This is a genomic window from Lactobacillus sp. CA30L (assembly GCF_059900845.1).
In genome coordinates this window covers 112,334-136,761 of record NZ_JBWXGB010000002.1, presented here as the reverse complement: position 1 = coordinate 136,761, position 24,428 = coordinate 112,334, and the positions used below count along the sequence as shown (strand labels likewise).

Sequence of the window (24,428 nt, the reverse complement as noted above, 5' to 3'; positions counted from 1 at the left end):
CCAAGTGGTCAATTTTACGCAGCAAAAAGCCCGCCACCATTTTTGGGTGACGGGCTTAATTTTTAAACCTGTGAAATTATTCGTGCTTATCTTTTTGGTATCGGGTGTTAAACAGGGGGCTGAGCGGTTCATTCCTCTGGATGCATTTGATAGCATCCCCAATCAGTGGTCCTACTGAAACAAGCAGGGTCTTGTCCAGCTTCTTTTCCTCTGGCTGGTTGATGGAATCCGTCAAGACCAAGTTTTTAATCGGAGAATCATTTAGTCGTTTAGTTGCCGGGCCGGACAAAACGGCGTGGGTTGCGCTGGCATAAACTTCCGTTGCGCCTGCATCAATCAGTGCCTGGGCCGCCAGCGTGATCGTGCCCGCAGTGTCAATCATGTCATCAATAATGATTGCGCGCTTGCCCTTCACGTTGCCGATAATATTCATTACCTCGGCAACATTGGCCCGCGGACGACGCTTATCGACAATTGCAATGGTTGTGCCCAAGAATTCAGCTAATTTTCTGGCCCGGGTAACGCCACCGTGGTCCGGTGACACGACCACTGCATCCTTTTCAAGGTGGTTGCTCAGGAAGTAGTCGGCGAGCAGCGGCGCACCCATCAGGTTATCAACCGGAATATCGAAGAAACCCTGAATCTGCGGAGCGTGCAGATCAAGCGACAGCACCCGGGTGGCGCCAGCCTCCTGCAGCATGTCGGCCACAAGCTTAGCCGTAATCGGCTCACGCGGACGGGTCTTGCGGTCCTGGCGCGCATAGCCGTAATATGGAATCACGATGTTAATCGTCTGGGCGCTGGCCCGGCGCACGGCGTCAATCATAATCAGCAGTTCCATCAGGTTGTCATTAACCGGAACGCTCATCGACTGAATCAGGTACACGTCCTTGCCCCGGACCGACTCATCAATGTTAATCTGGATTTCACCATCGCTAAAGCGCTGAACGCTGGACTTGCTAAGGGGGATGCCAACCCGGTCAGCAATTTTTGCGGCAAGCGGCACGTTCGAATTAAGGGCAAACAACATCATATTGTCTTTATAAGACATAATTTCCTCCGTAAAAAACTGTTAACAACTTATTATTTTACCAAAAGTTATCCGAAAAAGTTATTCTCTTATATTATTATTCAACTTTACCACGCGACATTCAAGCCTTTATGGTTAGATACGTCAGCAATTTAGTAAGTTTTGCTGTTTACAAATAGCAAAAGCACACGGTCTCTCCCCAAAATCGCCGGCTGCTACTGCTCCTTGTATTGGTCAAAAAATTTCTGCCCTTCTTGGCCGTATTCGGGCATCCCCAGCAGGGCATAATTAGCGATGGCCCTTTGCGCCTGTGCTAAATGCTCTGCCTGCTTGTCATCATGGTAGGCAACCATATTTTGAAGTATTACGAGCATGTTCTTGATGAAAAACAATTCCTGTCTGGTTGGGATTTTACCGGCCGCTTCAATAAATGGTCCTGCTTTTTCATACCTGTCTTTTTCAATGCACTCAATCAAAATATTCGCACATATGCCCAACACTGCTTCTTGAATGCTCGTACTTTGCGACTGGCCGAATTGGTTGATTACGCGTCTAGCAAGCACCACATTGCTTTCGAAGTCGAAGTAAGGAACCAGGTTGGTATATAGACGCAGTCTTTTTTCATCTAAGTTATCGGAACTAAAGATCAGTTCCTTGAGCTTTTGCAGCCCCTCAGCGCCCAACATAGAAAAATCATCCGTTATGTCAGCGATGGCCTCATCGATTAGTAGGAGCTGAATATTCATATTGACCCCGCCCATTTTTTCAACGCTGCGTCTCAGGCTCTGCAGCCGCTCGACGTCTCGCTGGTAATAGGCTTCATTGATTAGCTGACCCACCTCTTCGTTCTGGTCATACTTGGCCTTGTCCGACCAGCTCAACTTGCTGAAGAAGGCTAGCAGGTTAACGTTATTGGCACGAAACAGGCTGAGCAGGTCCTCGGCCGTAATGCGGTGAATGTTCTTTTCCACCTTGGAATAATACGACGTGCTGACCACGCCGCCGACCCACTCTTTCTGCGTCTTACCCTGCTCCAGGCGGTACTGCCGCAATAATTCTCCGATTGTCATCACGCTTGCCTCTTTCTTATTTGATCAAAAAATTTCGAATACGACATTTTTATATTTAAAATTATAGCCCTTTTATAATAAAAATATCATCAAATTAAGAAATGAGAGGCAAATATTATGAACATCTTTTTAAAGAATAAAAACTACAGAAAATTTACAATTGCCAGCTGGTTATCCGGTGCAGGCAACATCCTTTTTTACCTGGCACTCATGACTTATGCCAGCAAATTAAAAAATTACTCCCTAGCATTATCTTTGATTGCGATTACCGAATCGCTGCCTGATTTAATTCAAAGTCTCAGTGGCTACCTGGCAGACCGGACGCACAATAAGTACCGCGTAATTGTCTGGCTTGCAGTCATCCGCTTTGCCCTGTACATGCTGGTAGGTCTACTATTTGTCACCAATATTGCCGGCTGGAACCTAGTTTTAATGGTTATCGGACTCAACTTTGTGTCTGATCTCTCCGGCATGTATTCTGGTGGATTACAAACACCCTTAATTGTTGGTCTCGTCGGTGAAAATGAAATGGCTGAAGCCCAGGGCTTTACCAGTGGCGTATCACAACTAATTACGTTGGTCGCACAATTCGTCGGTTCCGGGCTCCTGCTCTTCATGTCATACTCAGAACTAGCCATTGTCAACGCACTGACCTTCTTAGCAGCCGGCTTACTCTATGCCAACATTGGCGCAAGTGTTCGCAAGCAGCAGCCTGACCAGAAAGAAGAGGTCAACGACCAAAACTTCTTTGCCACGATTGGCTCATCATTCAAGCAAGTAAGGAAAGCCCACGGACTCTTAACGATCGTTTTAGTTGTAGCTATGCTTAATGGTCTGCTCAGCACGGTTGAGCCACTAATTTCAATCGTTATTGCCGGCAACAAAAGCATGCTTATCGGTAGCTATAGTTTCACCATCGCACTTCTAGGAGCCGCTGCCGCAACCGGCTTAGCTCTTGGCAGTGCAGTCGGAACCAAGCTCCTTAAAAACACGTCGCTTTTCCAGCTATCTTTATTATCTACTATCAGTAGTGCCATTATGGCCGTTAGCATTTTAAACAAAAACAGCGTATCCTGCCTTATCTTAATGGCCATCCTTGGTTTCTTGATTGGTACAATCAGTCCTAAGTTAATGCAATGGTTGGTGGTCTCCGTAGATCGTAAAATTTTAGCTTCTTCAGCCGGACTTTTAAACACAATCTTAGCAATCGCTGGCCCATTAATGACGACATTATTTACCACCATAGCTGGTACAATCAACGTTAATTATGCCCTGTACGGTGTCCTAGGATTTAGCGCAATTGTCTTCACTGTTACTTTGATTGTAATGATAAAAGTCAACAAAACAAAACAAGCAACGCCGGCAAAGCAATAAACAAAAAAGCTTTGATTAACTTTTAAGTGTGTCAAAGCTTTCTTTTTACTCAAAATGCGGTAAATTACTTTTCCTGCAGGACTCGGCCGACGTTCCCGTCGTGTGCGGCCAAAAGCGTGGCGGCTTCCGCCCTGTTCTTGCCCGTCTTGAGCATCACGATGGCCAGGGAAACATCATTGTCTGTTTTTTTCAAAAATGCGCGTGCACGGTCAAGGCTGGCGCCCGTGACCGCACTGATAATGCGGCAGGCACGGTCGACCAGCTTAGTGTTGGTCGGCTGCACGTCAATCATCACGTTCTGGTAAACCTTGCCCTGCCTGATCATCACGCCAGTTGAAATCATGTTGAGAATCATTTTCTGCGCGGTGCCCGCCTTCATCCTGGTCGAACCGGTGATGACCTCGGGACCGACGACCGCCTCAATCGCAATCTCGGCGTGGTGGCCGATCACGGAATCGGGCACGCAGGCAATGGCCACGGTCAGGGCACCGACCTGTTTGGCGTAATCAAGGCAGCCGACAACGTAGGGCGTGCGGCCGCTGGCTGCCAGTCCCAGAACAGTATCTGTCGTCGTCAGGTTCAATGCACGCAGGTCTTTTTCACCAAGCTCCGACGAGTCCTCGGCCCCTTCAACGGCAGCAAACATCGCTTCACGGCCACCGGCAATGAGACCAACGGCCCGTTCCGACTTGATGCCGTAAGTCGGCACCAGTTCGGCGGCATCAAGCACGCCCAGCCGGCCGCTAGTGCCCGCTCCGACGTAAATCAGCCGGCCGCCACGGGCAAAACGGGAAGCCGCCCCATCAATTGCACGGGCAACCTGCTCGTCCTGACTGCCGACGGCGGGAGCGACCTTCTGGTCTTCAGCATTAATGGTTTTAACCATTTCTTTTGTCGACATCTGGTCGATCCCCATCGTCAGTGGATTACGCGTTTCAGTTACTAAATTTTTGATTTCCATAATATGCTCTAGTTATTTACTTGGTTGTGACCGTGATTGCATTTTGGCCAGCAGCAACCTCACCCGGCGTCACCGGCGTAAGCGCGGCAACCTGGTCCATGTTGGTAACGGTAGTGATGACGTCAATGCCCTTGCCGGCGCTCTTGATGGCGGCAATATCCATCTGCGCTAAAACGTCGCCGCGCTTGACCCCCTGGCCGCTGTGGACCATGACGTCAAACGGCGCACCCTTCAGGTCAACGGTATCGATGCCGAAGTGCAACAGAATTTCCAAGCCGCCCACGGCCGACTTCATCGTGATGGCGTGCTTGGTGTTCATGACGGTCACAATCGTGCCGTCTACGGGCGCAACGATCTTGCCGTCTTTTGGCACCACCGCGAAGCCGTCACCGACCATCTTTTGTGAAAAAACATCGTCGTCAACTGCAGCTAATTCTTCAAGCTGACCACTGACGGGGCTGGCAAAATCAAGCGCCACACTTGCGGCATGCTGGGCGGGTTCAGCCTTTTTCATGCCGAAAATGCGATCATGAATTTTCTGCCCCATCTTCGTAAATTTACCTGTACTCATTTTGCCTCCTATGTTTATTGCCAACGTATATGCAGCTTTAATCGTTTTGAGATTACTAGTTACCTTTATTCCGGAAACAGCTCATTAATTCTGCCTTCATCAAAGCCAAAGAACCATGTGCAAATAAATCCACCTAGATATGCTATCAGCATTGCAATAACAAATTGCAGCTGCTGACCCGGCTGTATTATCAGTAGGCCAAAAATACCCGAGACACCCTGAGAGACCGTTCCTAAGTGGAACAATGAGGCTGCAACGCCACCAAAACCGGCACCTAAACAAGCAGTAATAAAAGTCCTGCCTAACGGTAAAGTAACGGCATACATCAGAGGCTCACCAACTCCCAAAATTGCGACGGGAATTGAACTCATAACCATCTTTTTAAACCGCTTGTTCTTGCTCTTTAAGTAAAGCGCAAGTCCGGCCCCGACTTGACCGCCACCAGCCATTGTTAATATAGGCAGCAGGTAGTTGATTCCATGAGTAGGTCCAGTTGGATCATTTAGCATAACGTGAATAGGCGTTAGCGCTTGATGCAAGCCGACAGAAACCAATCCCAGGAATGTCGAAGACAGTATGTATCCGCCAAACCAGCTCAGCTTTGTGTATAAGAAATCAAAAATAATATAGATAATATTAGTCAACCAGTTGCCTACTGGCTGCAGGAAAACTACAGAAATCAAACAGCAGAAAATGAGCGTTAGGATTGGCGTAAAGAACGTATCAAAAATATTGGGCATCCAGGTTCTGATCCAGCGCTCAACAAGCGCAATAAAGATACCCATAAAAAGAGCAGTCAAGAGCCCACCAACGCCAGTTACATAAGGCTTATCGGTAATTGGCATTGAAATTGCCAACGAAGCTAGAGGGAAAGTTGGCACCCCAAGACTTAAGCAAAAGATTCCTCCTATTCCACCTAGAATAGGACTGCCTTTAAATTCTTTAGCAGCATACATCCCAACAAAAACGGGTAGAAAGGCAAATAATCCCCAGCCAATTGTCTTAATGGTCATGTACCACCAATCGTTCGCAAATGCGTTGCCCGTTTGATAATCAATAACGTTGGTAATCCCGTTTACAAGTCCCGCTGCAATGATTCCCGGCAATAGTGGGATAAACACATTAGCAATATGGTGCAGCCCCCGCTGCAGAGGTTTGTCATGTTTTGCCTTCTGTGCAGCTTTGTTTTTCTGCGCCTGTTGCTTAACTTCTTCTAAGCTGCCTTCATCGCTTTCATATCCCAAGTTAATATCGGCAAGATTGGCCATGATTTGGGCAACTTTGCTAACTTTTCCAGGTCCAAGCACTACTTGTAGAGTTTCGGATTGAACCACTCCTAAGACTCCATCTGTTTTTTTCAAATCGTCCATATTAACCAAGGAATCGTCCTTAATTGTTATACGCAGCCGCGTCATACAAGAAATAATTTCACTGACATTGGTTTTTCCACCAATCAATTTCAAAATCTGTGCGGCTAATTCTTCGTTAGAATTTTTTGTCATTTTCATTCACCTCGTTAATTCATCTCGTCCAGAGCCCAGCCATAGGCATTTGGCGCAGCCTTTGTCCAGTATGTCCAGTTGTGGTTATCACCACTATCTTTGATGAATTTAACATTCATATTTTTCGCCTTTAGCGCATTTACAAAGCGATTCACGTCTTTAATCGGAACGGTTGTATCCGAAGAAGTAGACTCAACGAAAAACTTGGTCTGAGCAGATTGAGCATTAAGGTACTTGGTTGGAAAAATCGAATCATAAACCTTGTCAGACCAATTCTTTTTGCCATCAGTGAAGGCATGCATGCTCATCTTAATTGGGTTATCGTTAGGCAGGTCATACCATACCGCTGGCGAAATCAAAACAGCCTTGCCAAAAATCTTAGGGTACTTAAGGGCAAACCGAGCTGCACCGTACCCACCCATCGAAATACCTCCGATTGCGGTATGTGCTGCATCCGTCTTGGTCTTATACAGCTTATTAATCGTTGGCACCATATCATCGACTATGGCATCTTCCATTTGCATTCCACCTTTTTGGTTAACGTAGAAGCTGTTGAAACCATCCACAAAAACAACAATCATTTTTTCGTTTTTACGATGAACCAGACCATCCAAGATTTGTTGTGAATTAAAACGCTCAAGCAAATTCCGGTGGTTGCCGCTCACGCCGTGCATCATGTATAAAACAGGATATCTTTTAGTACCATTTGGATCATAGCCGGCGGGCAAGTATACATCATAATTCCAATCTAAGTGGAGCTTTTTGGAATACATTGTTGTGGTAGCGACCTGACTTTGGTTTGGTTTAACCGTTGTATTCGCCGCTGCTTTTTGTTTTCCACATCCAGTTAACAGAAAAACCATCGGAATTAACGCCAACAGGCTTGGCCAATATTTCCTTAATTTCATTTTTGCCTCCTAAATTTAACAATAAAATCAGTATAAAATTAATCATACCAATTTGCAATATTAAATATAAAATTATTGTTATCACAATATTTTGTTTCAATAAACTGTATAGACCAATTTATAAAAACTACTTTTTAAACGCAGCCCGATAATCTTTCACCATCGCCCGTGAAGCCGCAATTGCTCGTGAACTATGCTCAAAGTCCCGGCTGAAATACAGGTAAAACAGGACGTCAATCACATAAAATTGACCTGTAATCGAATTGGTTGCGCCTACCCGTACATCCGGCTCGATTGGCTTGCACGTCATCAGCGCCCAGTTGGCCTTCGTGCTCAAACTATTCTGCCCAAACATGGTCAGGGCAATCACCGCAATGCCATGCTTGCGTGCCCAGTCAGCCAGATAAAGGCATTCCGGCGTCTCGCCCGAATTCGAAATGAGCCATAAGACGTCGTGCGCTCCGGCGTTGGTCAGCTGCGCCAGAAAGACGTGCATGTCCTCGCCAAACAATACGTTGCAGCCAACCCTGGTCCACTTCTGGTAAATGTTCCTGGCCGCCAGGGCCGAGGCCCCCACGCCGAACACGTAAATTCGGCCCGCGTGCAGCAAGCTGCTGACAACTTCATCGCAAACTTTTTCACTCAACAATTCTTTGGTCTGGTTAACGTTCTCCATTTCATTTTTAATCAGCCGGTTGCCGATTGATGCAAACGACTCGTTAGCCGTGATGTCCAGGTGAGGGCTCGCCTGCGCATCCGCCCTGCCGGCCAGGTCAGCGAAAATCATCATCTTCATCGCCGTGAACGATTCAATCTGCAGACTCTTCACCAACCTGGAGACGGTGGCGGCACTCGTACCCGAAGCCTTAGCCAGGTCACTAATCCCCATTTTGATAATTTTTTGCGGATTGGCCAGGATGTAGTCCGCGGACTTTTGCTCTGAAGCCGTCAGGTGTTTGCGTGTAGCCGCGACGCGATTTTCAAAATTCATCTTTACCCTCTTTCAAGCGCCTATCATCGTCTTTTAAACTTAAGTTTACGCTTTCATTATATATTTTTAAAATATTTTTTCAATGATATTAGTGTTTTTGTGATAATTATTTTCAGAAAACAACTTATCAAGCTTAACGCAAACAAAAACCGCGTATTAAACGCGGTTTGCAATAATAACAATCTTGTGGAAAGCGCAGTCTACGGCCACAAAAACTTAATCAACTGGCGGTCGACTTGCCGGTTCTCGTGCAGGCGGCTGTGCTGTCCGCCCGGCCCGACAACCTTGTATTCCGCGTAGGATAACGCCCGCGGCGTCACCAGGTAGCGCAAAGACTGCGAGGATGCATTCGTCACGTCGCCGTCCGCGTGCGTGCCGTCGTCTTTGTCGCCAAAAATATTCAGGACCCGGACCTGTTTTTTAGGGTACTTCCGCCGCAGCCCGAGCAGTTCACGGTAGTCGGCATCCATCTTGTCCGGCTTGCCCTGGGCGTTGAGCTTGCGCCGGTTCGGCTCGTCATTTTGCCCGATAATGCCATTGAAGTGACCGGCAATGTCGACCTGCTTGCGCAATTTCGGCAGCGTGCCCTCACGGGCGTTGTCCAGGAGGTAATAGACAATTGCCATGTTGCCCATGGAGTGCCCCACCAAATTGATATTTTTGATGTGATATTGCCGCTGCAGCTTGAGGATAACGTTTTTCAGCCAGCGACCGTCTTCGTGGTAATCAGCGTTACGATTATCCTGAAACCCAACCTCGACAATCGGATTGTGTGCGTTCGCCGGAATCTGCCCCACTAATTTCACCCCGCCCCGGGGATTAACGATCGCCTGGGTAACGCTGTTGGTGGCACCGGCCTTGCGTGCGGCGGAAGTCATCTGGTGTTCCGCGTTCACGCTGCTGCCCCAGCCGTGCAGAAACAGTGTCGGCGTGGACTTAACGGCCGCCGTTTTGGAAGCCGGACCTTCCTGCTGGTGACAGCCGCTGCTAATAACTAGTAAAAACAAAATCAATCCGGTCAAAAACCACGTGTGCTTCTTTGACATTAGTCTGCATCTCCTCTTTTAACATGCGGGCACCAGCGAGCTGCAGAATCCTGTCTGCCAGTCACGCTCAGACAGGATTGCGCCCGGTGACAGCCGCTCCCGCTCACCCAACCTTTTTGCTGGATTAATGTTAATTTACTCCTTATAGTCAACGTTAAGTCAACCATTTTGACGCATTTTTTGATCCCGCACTTCGCACGCGCGGTTCGCCGCACTATCAGCTGTGCCTTCTCTTGTACCAGTCCCGGATGTCTAGGGACGTGGCAATTAAAAAGTAGGTAAAGAGAACCACAAAGGTGATTAAGATGGCCTTAGCAAAAATGCCGAAATTAAACATCACCGTCATTATTAAAAACACCACGTAAAGTGCAGCAAGCGGGAGGACAATGCGATTAACCTTGTGTTCCCGGGCCAGCGCGTGGATGCCCTTGCTTTCGTTTAGGTCTTTAAGTATTTTTTTAGCCATCATATTCACCTCAAATATAAAAGTAAAATTAATATTTGTTTAATATTAGCACCTTAACATCAAAAAATAAATAAATTCTCACTTTTATTTGCAAACTTTGACTTCACCGCCGGCAATTACTATTCACATACAAAAAAGCTGCCCCGCAATCCGTTACAGGTGCGGAACAGTTTTCACTAGCAGCTTGAATTGCAGGGGTCATCACGGCCCAACAACCATGCTACTCAACCAGCATGAACTCGTCGGTCGTCAAGCGGTGTGCGCCCAACCTGGTCAACAGGTGGTTGTAATGCTGACGCATCGGCTTAACCACCGAGTCGTGCGCGTCGGAAATCAGGGTGACTGAATAGTTGCGCTCAAGTGCACTCTTAACCGTTGCCTGGACGCAGGTCTGGCTCGTCAGACCAACGACAAAGAGATTCTTGGGCTGCGCTTCCTTTATCGCCTGTGCAAGCGCTGAAACACTAAATGCGCTTGGATCCTTTTTGGTGAACACGGGCGCATCATTATCCACAACCAGTTGGGGATAGAGGCTGCCCAAATTATGGTGCTTAACGTAAAGAACGGGCTCACCCTTTTCCTGAAACGTTCTGATGATTTTGTTAACACGTTCTAAAAAGGCAGACTTGCCACTTAGAAAACGCATATTTTGCTCTTGAACATCAACTACTAACAGCAAATTATCGGTTGGCATTATTTTCCTCTCACTCGCTAAAACATATAACCTAATTCATAAGTTAAACATGAATGCAAAAATACAGAAATTCCTGAATTCGATTACATTATAACGCGATATTTGCGGCTTGCAATGTAATCTGCTTTACATTTGTGCAATTATTTTGTCACAACAGGACAGGCCTTGATGCCAACAATTTAATCCCCTTTTTGGTCCGATGCCAAGCAAAAAAGCAGCTTGGTCCCCGGTCCAACCTGGTCGAGCAGGGACAAATCAGCCGCAACAATTTCCCCCAAAACGTTTACCCGCTCATCGGCAGGCAAATCCCGCTTTGTGATCTGCAGTTCCCCCTGGTAACGCAGATAGCGCGTATTATCACACGTGATCGTGCCCCGGGGACGCGGCCGCGGGCCAGGCTGCGGCTCAACGCTAAACAACTGTCGCGTCCTGCCCTCGGTCAGGCGCACCACATCCCGTGCAACATCGGCCCGGTTGTGCCATTCATGATCGAAGAGCACCGGCAGGTCAGTATCGACGTGCAGGGTCAGCGCATGTTCTTTTTGATAGTTCTTAAAATTCGTAATCATCTCCGGGGATAAGGCCGCATCCCCCACAAAAACGTGATCGCAGCCTAAATTGGACAAATCAAGCGCAGCAGCCAGCGGATTTTTGTCCCGGTCCCCTTCAAGCGTCGGCAAGCCCGCATGGATCGGTCCCCGTTTGACGCTGTCCCCCGCCACAAAGGCAATTGTCTCCAGCCCATTTTGGTGCAGCCAATCGTTCTTCTTCTTGAGCCAACCGCTATCGAGCCCGGTCTCGGGGCGCGGGTAGTAGTTATGCCAGGCCTTAAGCTGGCTAAAGTCGGCACCATGCTCACGCAAATAGGCAATATCATCCGCACTGATTGTGCTCGCATTGAGAGCAATCGGCATCTGCTTGGAAAGCTTGGCGATGGTGGCCAGTGCGACGCCGTCGTCAATTCGAAGGCCAGTCAAGTGCAGGCCTTTTAGCTGCTCCGTGTTGCTAATCGCTATGCCCAGATTACGCAGACCCTCTTTTGAAACATCGGCAATAATGGCAGTGCCCAAGTTGTCGCACCATTTAGTTAGCTCCTCCAGTCGGCCCAGCACCGCGCTAGTGTCATCTTCCGGAATATGCAGTGACGTAAAAACGGTGGCAAAGCCAGCATTGTGCATTGCAAGCAAATAATTGTAATCCTGCGCCGTTAAATCACGGTTAAGATACATTGAGAACCCCAACATAACCTTTCATCCTCTCCCAATTTTTGAATAACGAACTCACTCACACTATTATACTATTTATTTTGGAAACAATAACCGCAATATAAAAGCCGTGAGACAAAGGCCCACGACTTATTATGAATAAACAATTTATTACTTACGCATTTTCTTGAAGCATAAACGTGCTCCACGGCTCTATTAGAGCAAGCAGGTCCATGTCATCGCTCCGCAAATGACCGATCAAATTGCGCCTGCCATCATTTTCAAACGGCCTTTGCACAATCTGCAGCTCGCCCTTATAACGCGGGTAGTCATCATTAACTATAGCGACGTCACCCCGCTCAAAGCTCGCGTTAGCAGCACTAGTGGCCGGGATTGATTCCTTGGCAAAGACCACGCGCGGCTTAGTGTCACGCAATAAGTAGTCCGAAGCGTCACCCCGGTAGAGGTGCGGTTCCTGGAGACAAATCTTGCGTTCCAGCGGCTGAACCTCTCCTTCAAAGTCAACACCCAATACTGGAAACGGACTGGTAAAAGCCTTGGCAGCAGCGGCCAATTCGTCTTCGCTGGCAAAGGCGTTGCCGATAATAATATCGTCAATCACCTTGGTCAAGCGCAGGTGCGTCACCTGACTGAAAATATTCCGCTTACGGTCACTCTCCAGTGTTGGCAGACCCTCATGAACGGGCCAGGGACCAAACTGGGCTTCCTTAGACGAGATGAAGGCTGCGGTGTGCAGACCGTAATCACGGTACTGCATGGAGTAATCCAAGAAGATTTCTTCGCCCAGGCCAGTATATTCCTGCGGGTAGAAGTTGTGACAGCCGATCAGGTTGTCACCTTCCGGATCATAAGCCATGATGCTGTCCAAATAGTTGGTGCCCCGACTCATGTTCAGTTCAATCTTCAGACCATACTGGTTGTGCGTCATGGCTGCTTCCTCCATGCCGCTGAAGCCTTCGTCCAGACGCAGGCCCCATACGCCCAGGTCGTGGAAGAAGACCAGGTCGTTATAATCAATCTTTAGTTCCTTGAACAGAACGGGGTTGATGTCAACAACCGTCTTAAAGCCCAATTTATTTGCATAGGCAACATCTTGCTTCAGCCTAGCCAGCAAGTCCTCGCCGCTTGCGCTCTTAAGCTGCAAAAGCGACATGAAGATGCGGCGATAGCCGTACTTATATGCCAAATCCATGTATTCCTTGTCCCGGTCAAAGGTGCTCTGTTCGGGATAAAGCGAAATTCCTAACTGTTTCATGTACTGCTACGCTCTCTATGCAACTTCGTCAGGCTTGACGTTATTGGCAATCTTGACAAACGGTACGTAAATCAAGAAGCCAATAATCATGTTAACAACCTGCAAGACAATTGCGCGCCAATCTATTGTACCTAAGAAAGCGTTGATAAACGGTGGCATTGCCCACGTTATCTGACTTCTTACTGGATTAACCCATCCCATACTTAATGCACCGTAGGCAACTGAAACCATCACTAATGGAGCCAGAATAAACGGAATGAAGTAAATCGGGTCAAGCACAATTGGCAGACCAAACATAGCTGGTTCATTAATGTTGAAGAAGCCCGGAACAAGTGAAACCTTTGCTACTGCTCTTTGGTCCTCACGCTTAGAGAAAATCAAAATAGCGACCAAAAGTAATAGAGTCGAACCTGCACCGCCAATCCAAACGTAAAAGTCAAAGTCTGCTCTTGTCCACATGTAAGGTAAGGGCTTTTGAACCTTTGCAGCGTTCATATTAGCAATTAATGCGGTTGTCCAAATACTTTCCGTAATCGGTGCAAGTACGTTGGTTCCGTGAATACCAAAGAACCAGAATAGTTGAACCAGGAAAGTAACCAGCAGAACTGATCCATAGCCTTGGCTAATATTCATTAATGGTTCCTGAATAGTCTTTGAAATAAAGTCAATAACCGTCGTCTGATTTAGACTAAAGAGGTAATCAATAATACCAACGGTAAAAATACCAGCGGTTGCCGGGATAATACCCGTGAAGGCATTTGAAACTGCCGGCGGCACGCTGTCTGGCATCTTAATTGTGATTTTTTTCTTCATGAGCACAATATAGATTGTTACAGCAATTGCCCCATAATCATGACGGTAAAGAAACCGGTAGCACCAAAGTACTTGTTGAAGTTGAAGTAACCCCATGCAGAAAGATTCTTATCAGTTACAGCTGTTCCGGCATCGGTCAAAGTTTTGACATCACCCTTAGATAAAGCTTTTCCCAAATCAACTGTAAAATTCTGTGGTAAGCCTGAAATAAAAGTACCCAAACTAACTAACCCACCAGTAATTGGTTCTACTTTATATTGAACAGATAACTGATAGCCAAAGGTAAAGGCAAAAAGCACAGCTAGAACAGCAGTAGTTCCTGTCCAAACCATGGAGTTAATACCAATCAGCCATTGCATTGAGTTGACGATGCCCATCCAGCCTAACTGGGTCGGCAAATCTCTTACCAGGGCATTTAAAACACTGGCAACGGAACCAGCCATAATCAACGGCATAATAGAAATAAAGGCGTCACGCAGGGCAACAAGCCAACGAATTGACCCAATCTTGGCTGCAATAGGAACAACCCACTTGTTCAACCAATTAATCAATTTATTCATATTCTTCCTCCTCACTATATCTCACTACAGCTGTAGTATAACATATATTTTGGAAGCGTTTTACTATAAATGGCTGAAATTCTTTGTGGCTGCGGGCCTCCTTGATTTGGTATATACCACGATAAAGTGTATACGATAAGCTAACGAGGCGATCTCTCAAAAATGGTATAGGCCAAAAATATTTTATGCCATTTTTAATTTTTCTTTTCCTTCTAAAATTTTGCGCCCTTATTTGCCCTTGACCACCCCAATTTAGCAAAATTGCCTTGAGCAATTGCACCAACCGGACGCACATCCACTAATTTAATCCAGCAGCTGTTCCATTTTTTGAACGCAAAAACAAACCGGCTAACACTGTTGGTTAACCGGTTTATAATTATTGTGCGTTATTAATTGCTTTACGATTTTTATGCCTTAGCCATTTCTGCTTAGATCAAATTATAATAATACCATTATTGAGGAAGAAGTTATATAAGCAGCAAAGCGTCAGTAGTCTTAAGAATTCATCCCCTCCTCTTTTATTTCATTTTCTAATTTAAGACCCTTATTGCTTGCCATGACAAATGGCAAATATAGAAAGATATCTAGAATAAATAATAATAATGACAAAATAGTTGCCGGAATATCACCTGCCGTGGTTACCCATGCAGTCAAAACAGGTGGAATCGTCCAAACCGGGATAACCACGCTTTTTGCGACTAAGCCCAAAACCGTTAGGGGATATGCAATTGCAAGATTGATTAAGGGTACGAAAAGAAAAGGAATAACAAAGTAAGGATTCATTACTACTGGCATACCGAACATAATAGGTTCAGAAACATTGAAGATACTTGGCAGCAACCCCAACTTTGCTACATCGCGGTAATCTTTGCGTTTGGAAGCAATAAAAATAGCAATCAAAAACGGCAAAATTGCTCCCGTGCCACCTAATAAAGTATACATGCCAATCCACGGGTTAGTCACAATGTTAGGTACCACTTTATGTGCCGCAAAGGCCGCAACATTTTGTTGAATCGCCGCAAGCATAGGTGGAGAGGTAACTGAAGCAACAATGTTTTGACCGTGCAAGCCAAAGAACCAAAGAAACTGCGTAACGAACTGGATGACGAATAGGCCAACCCAGGATTCCATTGCTGCTTGCAGTGGTTTCGAAATAATTGTTTGAATTAGATCTGGGAAAGACTGGTGGAAAATTTGTACGTATGCAAAGCCAAGCACGGCAAAAACGATTACCACTAAAGACTCAGGAATCAATGAGTTGAAAGACTGTGCTACTGCAGGTGGAACACCTTCCGGCATCTTAATCCGCAATTTTTTTGCTTTATAAAAAAACAGTAGTAATTCGGTGCTTAAAATTGCAGCAATCAGTCCGACAAACATGCCACCCGAAGAGGTCAATGCTTGTGTATATACTCCTCCTACCGTCACACTCTTAGTCGTACCAGCAACAACCGCCTGATTATTAAGCGGAAACAGAATTAGGGCTGTCGCCACACTTAAAATACCAGCATGAATTGGGCTAATTTCATTGGAAGCGATTCGACCATCAGCAATATAACTATTTAACAATCTGTAACCAATAATAAAAGTAACAAAAATAGTCATAAAACCCATGGTACCATTGTTAACCATAGTTCCCATTTCTGTCAGCTTAGCTGCATAAGGAAAAGCTTTCAATACGGCTGGATTATTTAAGACCAACGAATTTAACAAAACAAAGATTGAATTAACCATAATAATCGGCGTAATGTCAACAAAGGCATCACGAATAGATACCAAATGTCGCTGATTACCGATTTTTGCAGCTAGTGGCAGAACTAGCTTATTAATTTTATCGGAAACATTCATATTTACTCCTTTACTTAATCTAATAGCCTATTACCTATAAAACGGTATTAATAGGCTAACTAGCAAAAGAAAAGCTTTTAACTTAATATCTTTTGCCTTCTTAAGTCAACTATTTGAAACGTTTCAATAAATATATTATACATCGTTTTTGTAAACGTTTCAATAATGAATAGGCCTTTTAGCGATATTTTTTGAAAGCACTTTTTTGTTGAGTCAGCAAACCAGCAAAAACTAGTTATCCACCAAGTAAAAAAGCAGACAAACGCTCAAAATAGTGTTTATCTGCTTAATTTGTATTGTAGTCAGACTTTATTGTCATTTAACTTTGATTTTTAAAGCCGCAATGGGAAAACTGGTTGTAGGCAGGTCAACTGTCTCGTCGGAAGTTTGCAGTCGATTACCTGTTTCTAAATCAATCACATACCGGGGCAGCACGCCCAAGTCGCTAAGCCTGATTTTTTTGCCGCCGTCTTTTTGGGCAAAGAACAAGTAATAATTATCATTCTTCTTGGTCAAGCCGAGATTTTCGCCTGCATATTCTGGACATCCCCGTGTGCCATAAACAGCTTCACCAAAAACATTTAGCCACGAACCCAATTTTTTCATTATGTTCAATGCGGGTTCTGGCAAATCACCATCGGGCTTGGGCCCCACTCCTAAAATAACGTTGCCGCCCAGCGTGACAACCCGCACAATGCTTTCCAATATTTCGTCAAAATTCTTATATTGATCATTAGGAACGTAACCCCAATTTTTGGCCAGCGTAATATTGCTTTCCCAGACCTTCTTCGGTGGAATCGCCGGTATCTTTTGCTCGGGGGTAACATAATTTTCATACTTGCCCCCAATCGTTCTATCAACAATCAGGGTATCCGCCTTTACCGACCAAATTTTTTGGGCAATTTCCGCCATTGGCAAAAATTCATGGTGTTCACTGTTTACCCAACCAGCATCTAACCATAAGATATCAATTGGCCCGTAATTTTGGCATATTTCGAGCAGCTGCTGCTCAACAAAATTCTGAAACTTATGCCACAACAATGGCTTTTTCTTGGGGTCATAGCTGGCATACCTGCCTTTGGGGTCAGACCCCGGTTCCCAATAGAACGGACAGTGCCAGTCGGCCTTAGAATAATAAGCGCCCACCGCAATATTTTCTTTTCTAAAGGCCTCATTCACATACCTTAAAATATCGGCGTGCGGATTACTGCGAAAAGCCGAGCCTGCGCCGGTAATCTTGTAATCACTATATTTTGTGTCGTACATGTTAAACCCGTCGTGGTGTTTAGTCGTGAAAAGCATGTATTTAAACCCAGCTGCTTTAGCCGCTCTGGCCCACTCAGCCGGGTTAAACTTGACCGGGTTGAATTGCTGGTTCAGGTTCCAGTAATCGTGCCGCAGCGTTTTTAAATCCTTGCGCCATGCGCCATGCTTGCGCGCCCACTCATCTTCTTTGGACAATTGCCAAGATTCGACAATTCCGGCTTGCGAGTACAGCCCCCAGTGAAAAATAATACCCAATTTTTGATCCTGAAACCACTCCAGCTTATTGCGGATTGGCCCGGGCATTTCCTGATACTCTTCCTGTTGAGCGGCCAGATTTTCAACAATGTCCTGCCTGCTTGGGGCTTTTTTAGTCATTTTTTAGTTCCTCCTGCCAGAAAATCTTGTCCTGTACAAAGACCCTGTTCGATACCTCTTGCTGCTTAAGCAACTTCAAAATAGTCTCTGCAGCATTTTCTGCTATCGTATCGACGGGCTGCTTTATTAGCGTAATCGGCAAGCGCATGTTTTGGAACATGTGGGAATAGCCAAAGCCCGCAACGGCAATATCTTGTCCGACAACTTTGCCATAGTCGCGCACCCCCTGTATTACCTGAATTGAATTGGAATAGTTGGTTACGAAGATTGAATCGTAGCCCTTTTTGATCAATACGGGGACAGCTTGGTAGGCTTCATTCGTACCATAATCAACATAAGTAGCATATTCTGGCAAAAACTTTTTTGAAACCGACTTGAATGCCGCATTAATACCCGCTAGACGCTGCTGCAAGACATAATCACTTTCGGTCGGAATTATAAAAGCCGTTTTCTTGCGTTTAAGGAGCATCCTTTTTACCACTTCCCGGGCTGCTGTCTGGTCTGCACTCAGTATTTCGGGTACAGCCTCGTCCTTTAATGAGGCTTCGACCGACACAACCGGCACATTTAATTGTCCTACTTTCTGAACAGCTTCCCACTCAGGCTCAGCCTTCAAGATTATTAACGCGTCAACCGACCTTTCAATCAGCTTGTGCAGCTTATACTTAAATATTTGCTCGTTATTCCGGTGACTAGTTAAAAGCAAAAAGTACCCCGCCTTGTCAAACAATTGTTCTAATTTAGCTAGCAGCTGTGAACTATACAGGTTATTCATGTTATCGACTAATACACCCACCGAAAACGATTTGTTCATCTTCAACGACTTAGCCGTCTGATTTGGAATATAGTTAAGTTCTTCGATTGCCTTTTTGATTTTTTCCTGGTTTGCGGCCTTTAGCTGGTAGCCGTTCAAATAGCGCGATACCGACCCCACCGATACGCCCGCTTGGTTGGCGATGTCCTTGATCGTAACCATGTTTATTTCCCCTTTTTCGCATACTCTGTCAGATAATTATAGGCAGCGCCATAAAGATTAGCCGCATTATGATATTGGCATGGCCTCACTTCCGGCATGATCTCTCCAACTTGACTTTGCATAAGGAGTTGTCGCAGGCGCTCTGCCAGTCCTGCGCTAAATCCCGGATGAGCAGAAACGCCACCTCCGATGACAATTGCATCAAAATCGAAAGCCACTTGGAGATTATACAGCGCCAAGGCAATGCTATCACTAACTTGATTAATTAAGGCCCGGGCTATTTGATCACCATGCGCAGCCAGTGCAAATAACTTTTTGCCGTCAACTTTGGCATTATTTTTTTGCCGTTCATACTGGGAAGATGCTTTGACGATTGTCGAATGCGCGCTTAGAATCGGACCGTCTGCTTCTTTCATCAGACCAAACTCACCGCCAAAAAGGTGGCTGCCCTTATATAAAATCTTATTAATAAAAATTGCACCGCCAATCCCGGTACCAACGACGACAAAGGCTACATTACGAAACTCTTTACCGGCACCGATGTTAACTTCACACAGTCCTGCACAGTTGGCATCATTTTCAATAGTGACGGGCACTGAAAATTCATTTTTTAGCTCTTTAAAGATTTGTCGTTGGTGCAGGTATGGCACCGCACTAATTCCCCGAATTATTCCCTTTTTATTATCCACAGCACCCGGTGCACTGATTGCAATGCCCGTTATTTCTTGCCCATCAACCCGGCGGTGCATCAGCGCAAGCAGCCCTGCAAACGTTGCAGGCGTTGCCCATTCAGTTTGCTTTGTTAGTTTGTTCCCGGTAAAATACCCGGTTTTGACCATGGTTCCACCAATATCAAAAACTGCTAATTTCATTGACTATCCCTTCAATTTTTGGTTATCCTAAATCGCTACCGTTGCTTTCAATTACCCGTTTAAACCACCAGTAGCTTTTTTTAGGAGTCCGCTTTAAGTCGCGCACGTCAGTGTTGGTTCGGTTTACATATACCATGCCATAACGCTTGTCCATATTGCCCGCTGAACTAGGAATATCGATTAAACCCCAAACAAGGTACCCTAGAACAGGCACCCCGTCTATTAGCATTGCATTTTTCAATGCCTGGATGTGGGCACGATGATAAGCGATGCGCCCATTGTCGCAAATTTCTTTGGCAGTCGCTTCTTCTTCCCTGAGGCCAATCCCATTTTCAATGGGAAAAAGCGGCAGGTGGTACTGGTTGTACGTTTTAGTCAAAATATCGCGAAAACCACTTGGATCAATTGACCAACCCCATTCATTCACCCGCAAAAAAGGGTTTTCCTTTGTGCCAAACTGCAGATAATAATTCGGCAAGGTACCTTCAGGAACTAGAGTGCTGCTAATGGTCGTGCTTTGATAGTAACTAAAGGCAATGAAATCACTCTTCATCTGACCAATCGTCATCATATCTTTAGGGAGCACGTCCACTTTTATTTTGTGGCTTTTGACACAATTAATTACTTCGGTTGAATACCGACCAAAAACAAAGGCATCCAGCAGATTCTTATTCATAAACTCATCAATTTGACGCGCATACTGAATATCCTTAGGCAGCGGCGAGACCGGGTAGACCTCACTATATGCCAGCATGCCGCCAATTTTGCAGTCTGTTGTTGCATGTAGGTAGTTGGCTACTTCAGCGTGAGCCAGCATGATGTGGTGGCTAATTGTATATAATTCGCCAGTCGTTTCTCCTCCTTTAAGGTAACCCGATATCTTAAAAGCCCCCGGCATAAAATATAAGTTTTGTTCATTAAAGGTTATCCAGTATTTGACACGGTCACCAAATAAATCAATCATCTTCTTGCCATACCGCACAAAAGCTTCAACTACATGGCGACTAATGAATCCATTATACTTCTGCGCCAAGCCAAGCGGCATATCAAAGTGGTAAAGGCAAACCATTGGTTCAATATTGCGTTTTAATAATTCATCGATTAAATCTGAATAAAATTTGATTCCTGCAGGATTAAATTCGCCGTCTCCCGTAGGGTTTACCCTGCTCCAAGAAATTTGAAAGCGATAAAAATTGACTCCCTGCTGTGCTAGCAGATCCAAGTCTTCGGGATAACGGTGATAGTCGTCAATCGCCACGTCCCAAATTGAAGAGCCATCACTGCTTCTGTAGGTATCATAAACTGATGGACCCTTACCACCTTCGTGAACAGCGCCCTCCGTTTGCATACTCGATGTTGAATTGCCCCAAAAGAAATTCTTTGGCAATACTTCCTTGGCCATTTCTATACCTCATTCTATAATATTATTGAAACGTTTCAATAATATTATAGAAAATAAAAGCATTTATGTAAAGGTCTGCACCAAAATGCTTAATCTTTTTAGCAAAAATAAAAGCCCTACCCGCATAGGTAAGACTTATTAATGCTTTTACTATCTCTATTACTTGGCTGGTGTTGTTATCGTCGTTGCAACCGGCGCCGCAACTGATGCGTAGTCGCTGATGTTCAGCGTCTGCTGAAAACCATTTGCGCTGCTAATCGTCAAAGACGTGTTGTTGTTGCTGAACTGCACGGTGCTCTTGTCCACGCCGTTGGCGGTTGCCGCCACCTGTGCAATCTGATCGGCTTCACTCATCGTCAGGTTCTTCAGGTCTTGGACGATAACCTTCTTGCCGCTAAGCGCTGCCTTGGCCGTGGTAATCTTGGCCAGTGCGGCGTTAATCTGGCTGACGGTGGCGGTGGCAGAATTTATCTGCGTGCCGGTCGCAACTGCAGCGTCATAGGCAGCGCGCAGGCTTGGGGCAGACAACTTGTATGCGTCGCTTGCTTTAACCTTGCTGTCTTCCGCCAAGGCATCCTGCAGGCCCTTCTTATCCGTTGCGGAAGCAATCACCGTGTCATTCCGGGCACCCTCCGGCGTGTTGACCGGGGAAAGCTTGGCGCCACTGATTGTTGCGATGTCGTCGTCTTTGAGGTAGCCGTTTTTGTCGCTCTGCAGCTTGTAGAAGAGTTCTGCCTTGTTATCCGTTTCAACCCAGATGTAGCGCATCTCGGAAATACGCGCCCGGTGGCCCTTGGCAAAGGTCTTGGTCGACTGCACGACGCCCTTGCTGTTGTAAACATGGGCATCCCGTGCCAGTGTTGCCATAGTGACCGTCTGATCGACAACGGGCGCAGAATTAGCCGGCTTCAGCTGCTTGCCGGTAATGACGCCAACGTTGTTCTTCTTCACCCACTGGTCATCGCCCGGGTAATTGCTGTCATTAATGCGGTAGAATAGTTTTTTGCCGATGTACTTCAGCTTGTCTACCTGGATCTGCTCGCCCACGCGCAGCAATTTCTTCTGTGAGTGGCCCGCACCGTCAAAGATGTAGGCGTTATGGCTTAGCGTGATGACGGTGGGATCATTTTGGTTATCAGCGGGGCCATCATCCTTCACCGGCTTGCTGTTGACCGGTTTCAGCTTGGCACCCGTGATTTTGCCCACATTAGCCGCCTTGATAAACTGGTTGGTCTGACCGCTGATTCTGTAATACAATTTTTTGCCAATGTAGGTCGCCTGGTCGAAGGTAACGGTTTTGCCCTTCTTCACCTTCTTCTTGGCAGTCTTGCCCTTAGCGTTGTAAATGTATGCGTTGTGCGTAATCTTGGCCGTTGCCGTAGTCGCTTTGACCACCTTCTTGCCGTCCACAAAACCAACGTTGGCAGCCTTGACGAAGGCGCCACCGCCCAGGTCATAGTAATCCTTCTTGCCGATGGTCGTCTTGCCCTTGTACTTCAGGGTCTGGCCCTTGCCAATCTTGGTGTTTGCGGCGCTGCCCATGTAGGTCTTCAGGCGCTTGCCGTTCTTGTCAAAAACGTATGCGTTGTGACTAAGCTTGATTGTGCCCTTCTGTGAAGCCTTATTAGCAGCGTGCACCAATAGCGGCTGGCTCGCACTGATCACTGGACTTGCGCCAATCAAGGCAGCTGTCGACACCATCATCAATTTATGACTTAACTTCATTTTGATTCCTACCTCGTTACAAAATTTAACTGCAATTAACTACAATACCCTTATTGTATACTAAAACCACGGTTTAACAACTTCTGCCGGGAATATTACTGATTTTTAATATTCTTAAATGATTGTTAAATATTCGTAATAACCAGAACTATTTTGCTGCTTCCCGGCGCATCCTGGCCTCGCTAACTGCCGTGTAAACCAAGAAAATAATTGCAGCAAAAGCGGCAACGTACAGGATTGTGTTGCTTGCAACCCAGCCGAAGCGATTGACCAGAACGCCAATCAGGGCAGTGGCCAGGGTTTCGCCAAAAATATACTGGAAGAAGCCCATGAAACCGGTCGAGGCCCCGACCGCAAACTTGGGCACAACCTCGTTAACCATCAGACCAACCAGCGTCAGCGGGGCGTATATCAGGTTGCCCATAATGATCAAGGCTGCGATAATCAACGTGTGGTTGGTGCTGAAGAAATAGCAGGTCAGACAGATCAAGGTGCCAATAACGCAGGCAATCGAAACCAGCGCACGGCGGCCCTTCAGTGCATCCGAAATGGCACCGATGATAATTACGCCCGGCACCGAGGCCAATTCAAAGATGCCGATGACCCACTTGGCCGCGGCCGGATCGAAGCCCTTGTTTTGCACGAGGTAGGACGGAATCCAGCTTTGGATGCCGTAGCGGACCAAATAGAGCGCCATTGAGGTCAGCGTCACAGCCCAGACCAGCTTGTTCTTCAGGATATACTTAACAAAAATCTGCCCAACGCTCAAGTCAGACTGATCGGACGTCGAAACCTGACCATTGTCCAAAACAACCTTGTCGCCCGTATAGGTTGAGATGTCGGGCAGGCCGACAACCCGCGGCCGGTCCGCACCCAAAAGCAGAATCAAGATACAGATGACAAAAGAAATTGCGGACGCGGTGTAGAACACGGCCGGAATTGATCCTGCAAACAGGAAAACCGCCAATTGCACAATCGCCACGCAGATAAAGGAGCCGGCATTGTGGGCCGATGACCAAATCGAATACATCGTCCCCCGCATTCTCGGCCCCCACCAGAGCTGAATCATCTTTTGGCAGGCCGCAGCACCCATCCCCTGCGTGACCGCCATCAAAAACATGAGCAGCATCATCAGGTACAGGTTGTGCGTCGAACCCAACAAGATATTCAAAACCGCCGACAGGAAAAGCCCGAGCATCAGGTAGCGGTTAGAGTCGCACTTGTCCGCCAAAACGCCCATGAACAATTTGGCTACGCCATAGCCGATGCCGAAGCAAGACAGGATTAAGCCAACGTCAGAGGTGGTAAAATGGTAGGCCTTCATGATGTCGTTCTGCTCGGTTGTGAACACCAACCGGATGATATAGTAACCGATGTAGCCGATGCACGTAGCGAGCAGCACGCCCAATTGGCGCCACTTATACGTGCTGGCCACTTTTTCTGGGGCTACCATTTTGGTCGCATCGGGCTGTTTCATGACCCATTTAAACAATTTTA

The 24,428-nt window shown here is 46.4% G+C and carries 21 protein-coding genes and 1 pseudogene; 1 reads left to right on the top strand and 21 read right to left on the bottom strand.

Translation table 11 applies throughout. From position 1 onward, the window contains the following. Window positions 1-76: 76 nt before the first annotated feature. Together AC2JF8_RS03165 and AC2JF8_RS03160 are read right to left on the bottom strand one after the other, a co-directional pair. Complete coding sequence (locus tag AC2JF8_RS03165; protein WP_500729581.1) at window positions 77-1,051, bottom strand: ribose-phosphate diphosphokinase; 975 nt, start codon at window positions 1,049-1,051, stop codon at window positions 77-79. Between the two features lie 194 nt (window positions 1,052-1,245). Next, the gene (locus AC2JF8_RS03160) at window positions 1,246-2,100 is read right to left on the bottom strand and encodes a helix-turn-helix domain-containing protein (RefSeq protein WP_500729580.1); all 855 of its coding nucleotides are present in this window, start codon (window positions 2,098-2,100) and stop codon (window positions 1,246-1,248) included. A 117-nt stretch (window positions 2,101-2,217) separates the two neighbouring features. Here AC2JF8_RS03160 and AC2JF8_RS03155 point away from each other — a divergent pair, with 117 nt between their 5' ends. Then, on the top strand, window positions 2,218-3,474 hold the full coding sequence (locus AC2JF8_RS03155) for an MFS transporter (protein WP_500729578.1): 1,257 nt from the start codon (window positions 2,218-2,220) through the stop codon (window positions 3,472-3,474). A gap of 64 nt (window positions 3,475-3,538) precedes the next feature. Here the strand turns inward: AC2JF8_RS03155 and murQ are convergent, their stop codons facing one another. From murQ to AC2JF8_RS03060, 19 genes and pseudogenes are all read right to left on the bottom strand, one after another. Next, on the bottom strand, window positions 3,539-4,435 hold the full coding sequence (gene murQ, locus AC2JF8_RS03150) for an N-acetylmuramic acid 6-phosphate etherase (RefSeq protein WP_500761071.1): 897 nt from the start codon (window positions 4,433-4,435) through the stop codon (window positions 3,539-3,541). A 16-nt stretch (window positions 4,436-4,451) separates the two neighbouring features. Then, window positions 4,452-5,006, bottom strand: coding sequence for a PTS sugar transporter subunit IIA (locus tag AC2JF8_RS03145; protein ID WP_500761068.1), 555 nt, complete (start codon window positions 5,004-5,006; stop codon window positions 4,452-4,454). 65 nt (window positions 5,007-5,071) lie between these two features. Beyond that, entirely contained in the window at window positions 5,072-6,508 is a 1,437-nt protein-coding gene (locus AC2JF8_RS03140; protein ID WP_500761065.1) for a PTS transporter subunit EIIC, read from the bottom strand. Window positions 6,509-6,522: 14 nt separating this feature from the next. After that, window positions 6,523-7,416, bottom strand: coding sequence for an alpha/beta hydrolase (locus tag AC2JF8_RS03135; protein ID WP_500761063.1), 894 nt, complete (start codon window positions 7,414-7,416; stop codon window positions 6,523-6,525). Between the two features lie 127 nt (window positions 7,417-7,543). After that, window positions 7,544-8,407 carry a MurR/RpiR family transcriptional regulator gene (locus AC2JF8_RS03130; RefSeq protein WP_500761060.1) on the bottom strand — a complete coding sequence of 288 codons (864 nt, stop codon included), beginning with the start codon at window positions 8,405-8,407 and terminating at the stop codon, window positions 7,544-7,546. A 200-nt stretch (window positions 8,408-8,607) separates the two neighbouring features. Next, window positions 8,608-9,453 carry an alpha/beta hydrolase gene (locus AC2JF8_RS03125; protein ID WP_500761058.1) on the bottom strand — a complete coding sequence of 282 codons (846 nt, stop codon included), beginning with the start codon at window positions 9,451-9,453 and terminating at the stop codon, window positions 8,608-8,610. Between the two features lie 217 nt (window positions 9,454-9,670). Beyond that, window positions 9,671-9,919 carry a hypothetical protein gene (locus AC2JF8_RS03120; RefSeq protein ID WP_500729572.1) on the bottom strand — a complete coding sequence of 83 codons (249 nt, stop codon included), beginning with the start codon at window positions 9,917-9,919 and terminating at the stop codon, window positions 9,671-9,673. Window positions 9,920-10,139: 220 nt separating this feature from the next. Next, window positions 10,140-10,613, bottom strand: a complete 474-nt coding sequence (locus tag AC2JF8_RS03115; protein WP_500761055.1) for a cysteine hydrolase family protein — start codon at window positions 10,611-10,613, stop codon at window positions 10,140-10,142. A gap of 179 nt (window positions 10,614-10,792) precedes the next feature. After that, the gene (locus tag AC2JF8_RS03110; protein ID WP_500761052.1) at window positions 10,793-11,857 is read right to left on the bottom strand and encodes a MupG family TIM beta-alpha barrel fold protein; all 1,065 of its coding nucleotides are present in this window, start codon (window positions 11,855-11,857) and stop codon (window positions 10,793-10,795) included. A gap of 136 nt (window positions 11,858-11,993) precedes the next feature. Further along, the gene (locus tag AC2JF8_RS03105; protein ID WP_500761049.1) at window positions 11,994-13,094 is read right to left on the bottom strand and encodes a DUF871 domain-containing protein; all 1,101 of its coding nucleotides are present in this window, start codon (window positions 13,092-13,094) and stop codon (window positions 11,994-11,996) included. A 15-nt stretch (window positions 13,095-13,109) separates the two neighbouring features. Beyond that, a pseudogene (locus AC2JF8_RS03100) lies at window positions 13,110-14,467 on the bottom strand (PTS sugar transporter subunit IIC). After that, window positions 14,460-14,747: a hypothetical protein gene (locus AC2JF8_RS03095; protein ID WP_500761047.1), complete on the bottom strand. Its 288-nt coding sequence runs from the start codon at window positions 14,745-14,747 to the stop codon at window positions 14,460-14,462. The pseudogene AC2JF8_RS03100 and the gene AC2JF8_RS03095 overlap by 8 nt, the downstream one beginning before the upstream one ends. Window positions 14,748-14,962: 215 nt before the next feature. Next, a complete protein-coding gene (locus tag AC2JF8_RS03090) occupies window positions 14,963-16,315 on the bottom strand; it encodes a PTS sugar transporter subunit IIC (protein ID WP_500729567.1) in 1,353 nt (450 codons plus the stop codon). A gap of 315 nt (window positions 16,316-16,630) precedes the next feature. Further along, complete coding sequence (locus AC2JF8_RS03085; protein WP_500761044.1) at window positions 16,631-17,956, bottom strand: alpha-L-fucosidase; 1,326 nt, start codon at window positions 17,954-17,956, stop codon at window positions 16,631-16,633. Continuing rightward, on the bottom strand, window positions 17,949-18,932 hold the full coding sequence (locus tag AC2JF8_RS03080; protein ID WP_500729565.1) for a LacI family DNA-binding transcriptional regulator: 984 nt from the start codon (window positions 18,930-18,932) through the stop codon (window positions 17,949-17,951). Before AC2JF8_RS03080 ends, AC2JF8_RS03085 begins: the two co-directional genes overlap by 8 nt. Window positions 18,933-18,934: 2 nt before the next feature. Next, window positions 18,935-19,804, bottom strand: a complete 870-nt coding sequence (locus AC2JF8_RS03075) for an ROK family protein (protein WP_500761041.1) — start codon at window positions 19,802-19,804, stop codon at window positions 18,935-18,937. Window positions 19,805-19,826: 22 nt separating this feature from the next. Then, entirely contained in the window at window positions 19,827-21,206 is a 1,380-nt protein-coding gene (locus tag AC2JF8_RS03070) for a glycoside hydrolase family 1 protein (protein WP_500729563.1), read from the bottom strand. 159 nt (window positions 21,207-21,365) lie between these two features. Then, entirely contained in the window at window positions 21,366-22,931 is a 1,566-nt protein-coding gene (locus AC2JF8_RS03065) for an SLAP domain-containing protein (protein WP_500761039.1), read from the bottom strand. Window positions 22,932-23,079: 148 nt separating this feature from the next. After that, window positions 23,080-24,423 carry an MFS transporter gene (locus tag AC2JF8_RS03060; RefSeq protein ID WP_500729561.1) on the bottom strand — a complete coding sequence of 448 codons (1,344 nt, stop codon included), beginning with the start codon at window positions 24,421-24,423 and terminating at the stop codon, window positions 23,080-23,082. Window positions 24,424-24,428 lie beyond the last annotated feature (5 nt).

Bases quoted from the DNA above. Each gene is read 5' to 3' on its own strand.
- AC2JF8_RS03145 (WP_500761068.1), bottom strand. From the start codon at position 5,006: ATGAGTACAGGTAAATTTACGAAGATGGGGCAGAAAATTCATGATCGC.
- AC2JF8_RS03110 (WP_500761052.1), bottom strand. From the start codon at position 11,857: ATGTTGGGGTTCTCAATGTATCTTAACCGTGATTTAACGGCGCAGGAT.
- AC2JF8_RS03140 (WP_500761065.1), bottom strand. From the start codon at position 6,508: ATGACAAAAAATTCTAACGAAGAATTAGCCGCACAGATTTTGAAATTG.
- AC2JF8_RS03070 (WP_500729563.1), bottom strand. From the start codon at position 21,206: ATGGCCAAGGAAGTATTGCCAAAGAATTTCTTTTGGGGCAATTCAACA.
- AC2JF8_RS03130 (WP_500761060.1), bottom strand. From the start codon at position 8,407: ATGAATTTTGAAAATCGCGTCGCGGCTACACGCAAACACCTGACGGCT.
- AC2JF8_RS03115 (WP_500761055.1), bottom strand. From the start codon at position 10,613: ATGCCAACCGATAATTTGCTGTTAGTAGTTGATGTTCAAGAGCAAAAT.
- AC2JF8_RS03120 (WP_500729572.1), bottom strand. From the start codon at position 9,919: ATGGCTAAAAAAATACTTAAAGACCTAAACGAAAGCAAGGGCATCCAC.
- AC2JF8_RS03075 (WP_500761041.1), bottom strand. From the start codon at position 19,804: ATGAAATTAGCAGTTTTTGATATTGGTGGAACCATGGTCAAAACCGGG.
- AC2JF8_RS03080 (WP_500729565.1), bottom strand. From the start codon at position 18,932: ATGGTTACGATCAAGGACATCGCCAACCAAGCGGGCGTATCGGTGGGG.
- AC2JF8_RS03090 (WP_500729567.1), bottom strand. From the start codon at position 16,315: ATGAATGTTTCCGATAAAATTAATAAGCTAGTTCTGCCACTAGCTGCA.
- AC2JF8_RS03160 (WP_500729580.1), bottom strand. From the start codon at position 2,100: ATGACAATCGGAGAATTATTGCGGCAGTACCGCCTGGAGCAGGGTAAG.
- AC2JF8_RS03155 (WP_500729578.1), top strand. From the start codon at position 2,218: ATGAACATCTTTTTAAAGAATAAAAACTACAGAAAATTTACAATTGCC.
- AC2JF8_RS03165 (WP_500729581.1), bottom strand. From the start codon at position 1,051: ATGTCTTATAAAGACAATATGATGTTGTTTGCCCTTAATTCGAACGTG.
- murQ (WP_500761071.1), bottom strand. From the start codon at position 4,435: ATGGAAATCAAAAATTTAGTAACTGAAACGCGTAATCCACTGACGATG.
- AC2JF8_RS03085 (WP_500761044.1), bottom strand. From the start codon at position 17,956: ATGACTAAAAAAGCCCCAAGCAGGCAGGACATTGTTGAAAATCTGGCC.
- AC2JF8_RS03135 (WP_500761063.1), bottom strand. From the start codon at position 7,416: ATGAAATTAAGGAAATATTGGCCAAGCCTGTTGGCGTTAATTCCGATG.
- AC2JF8_RS03105 (WP_500761049.1), bottom strand. From the start codon at position 13,094: ATGAAACAGTTAGGAATTTCGCTTTATCCCGAACAGAGCACCTTTGAC.
- AC2JF8_RS03125 (WP_500761058.1), bottom strand. From the start codon at position 9,453: ATGTCAAAGAAGCACACGTGGTTTTTGACCGGATTGATTTTGTTTTTA.
- AC2JF8_RS03065 (WP_500761039.1), bottom strand. From the start codon at position 22,931: ATGAAGTTAAGTCATAAATTGATGATGGTGTCGACAGCTGCCTTGATT.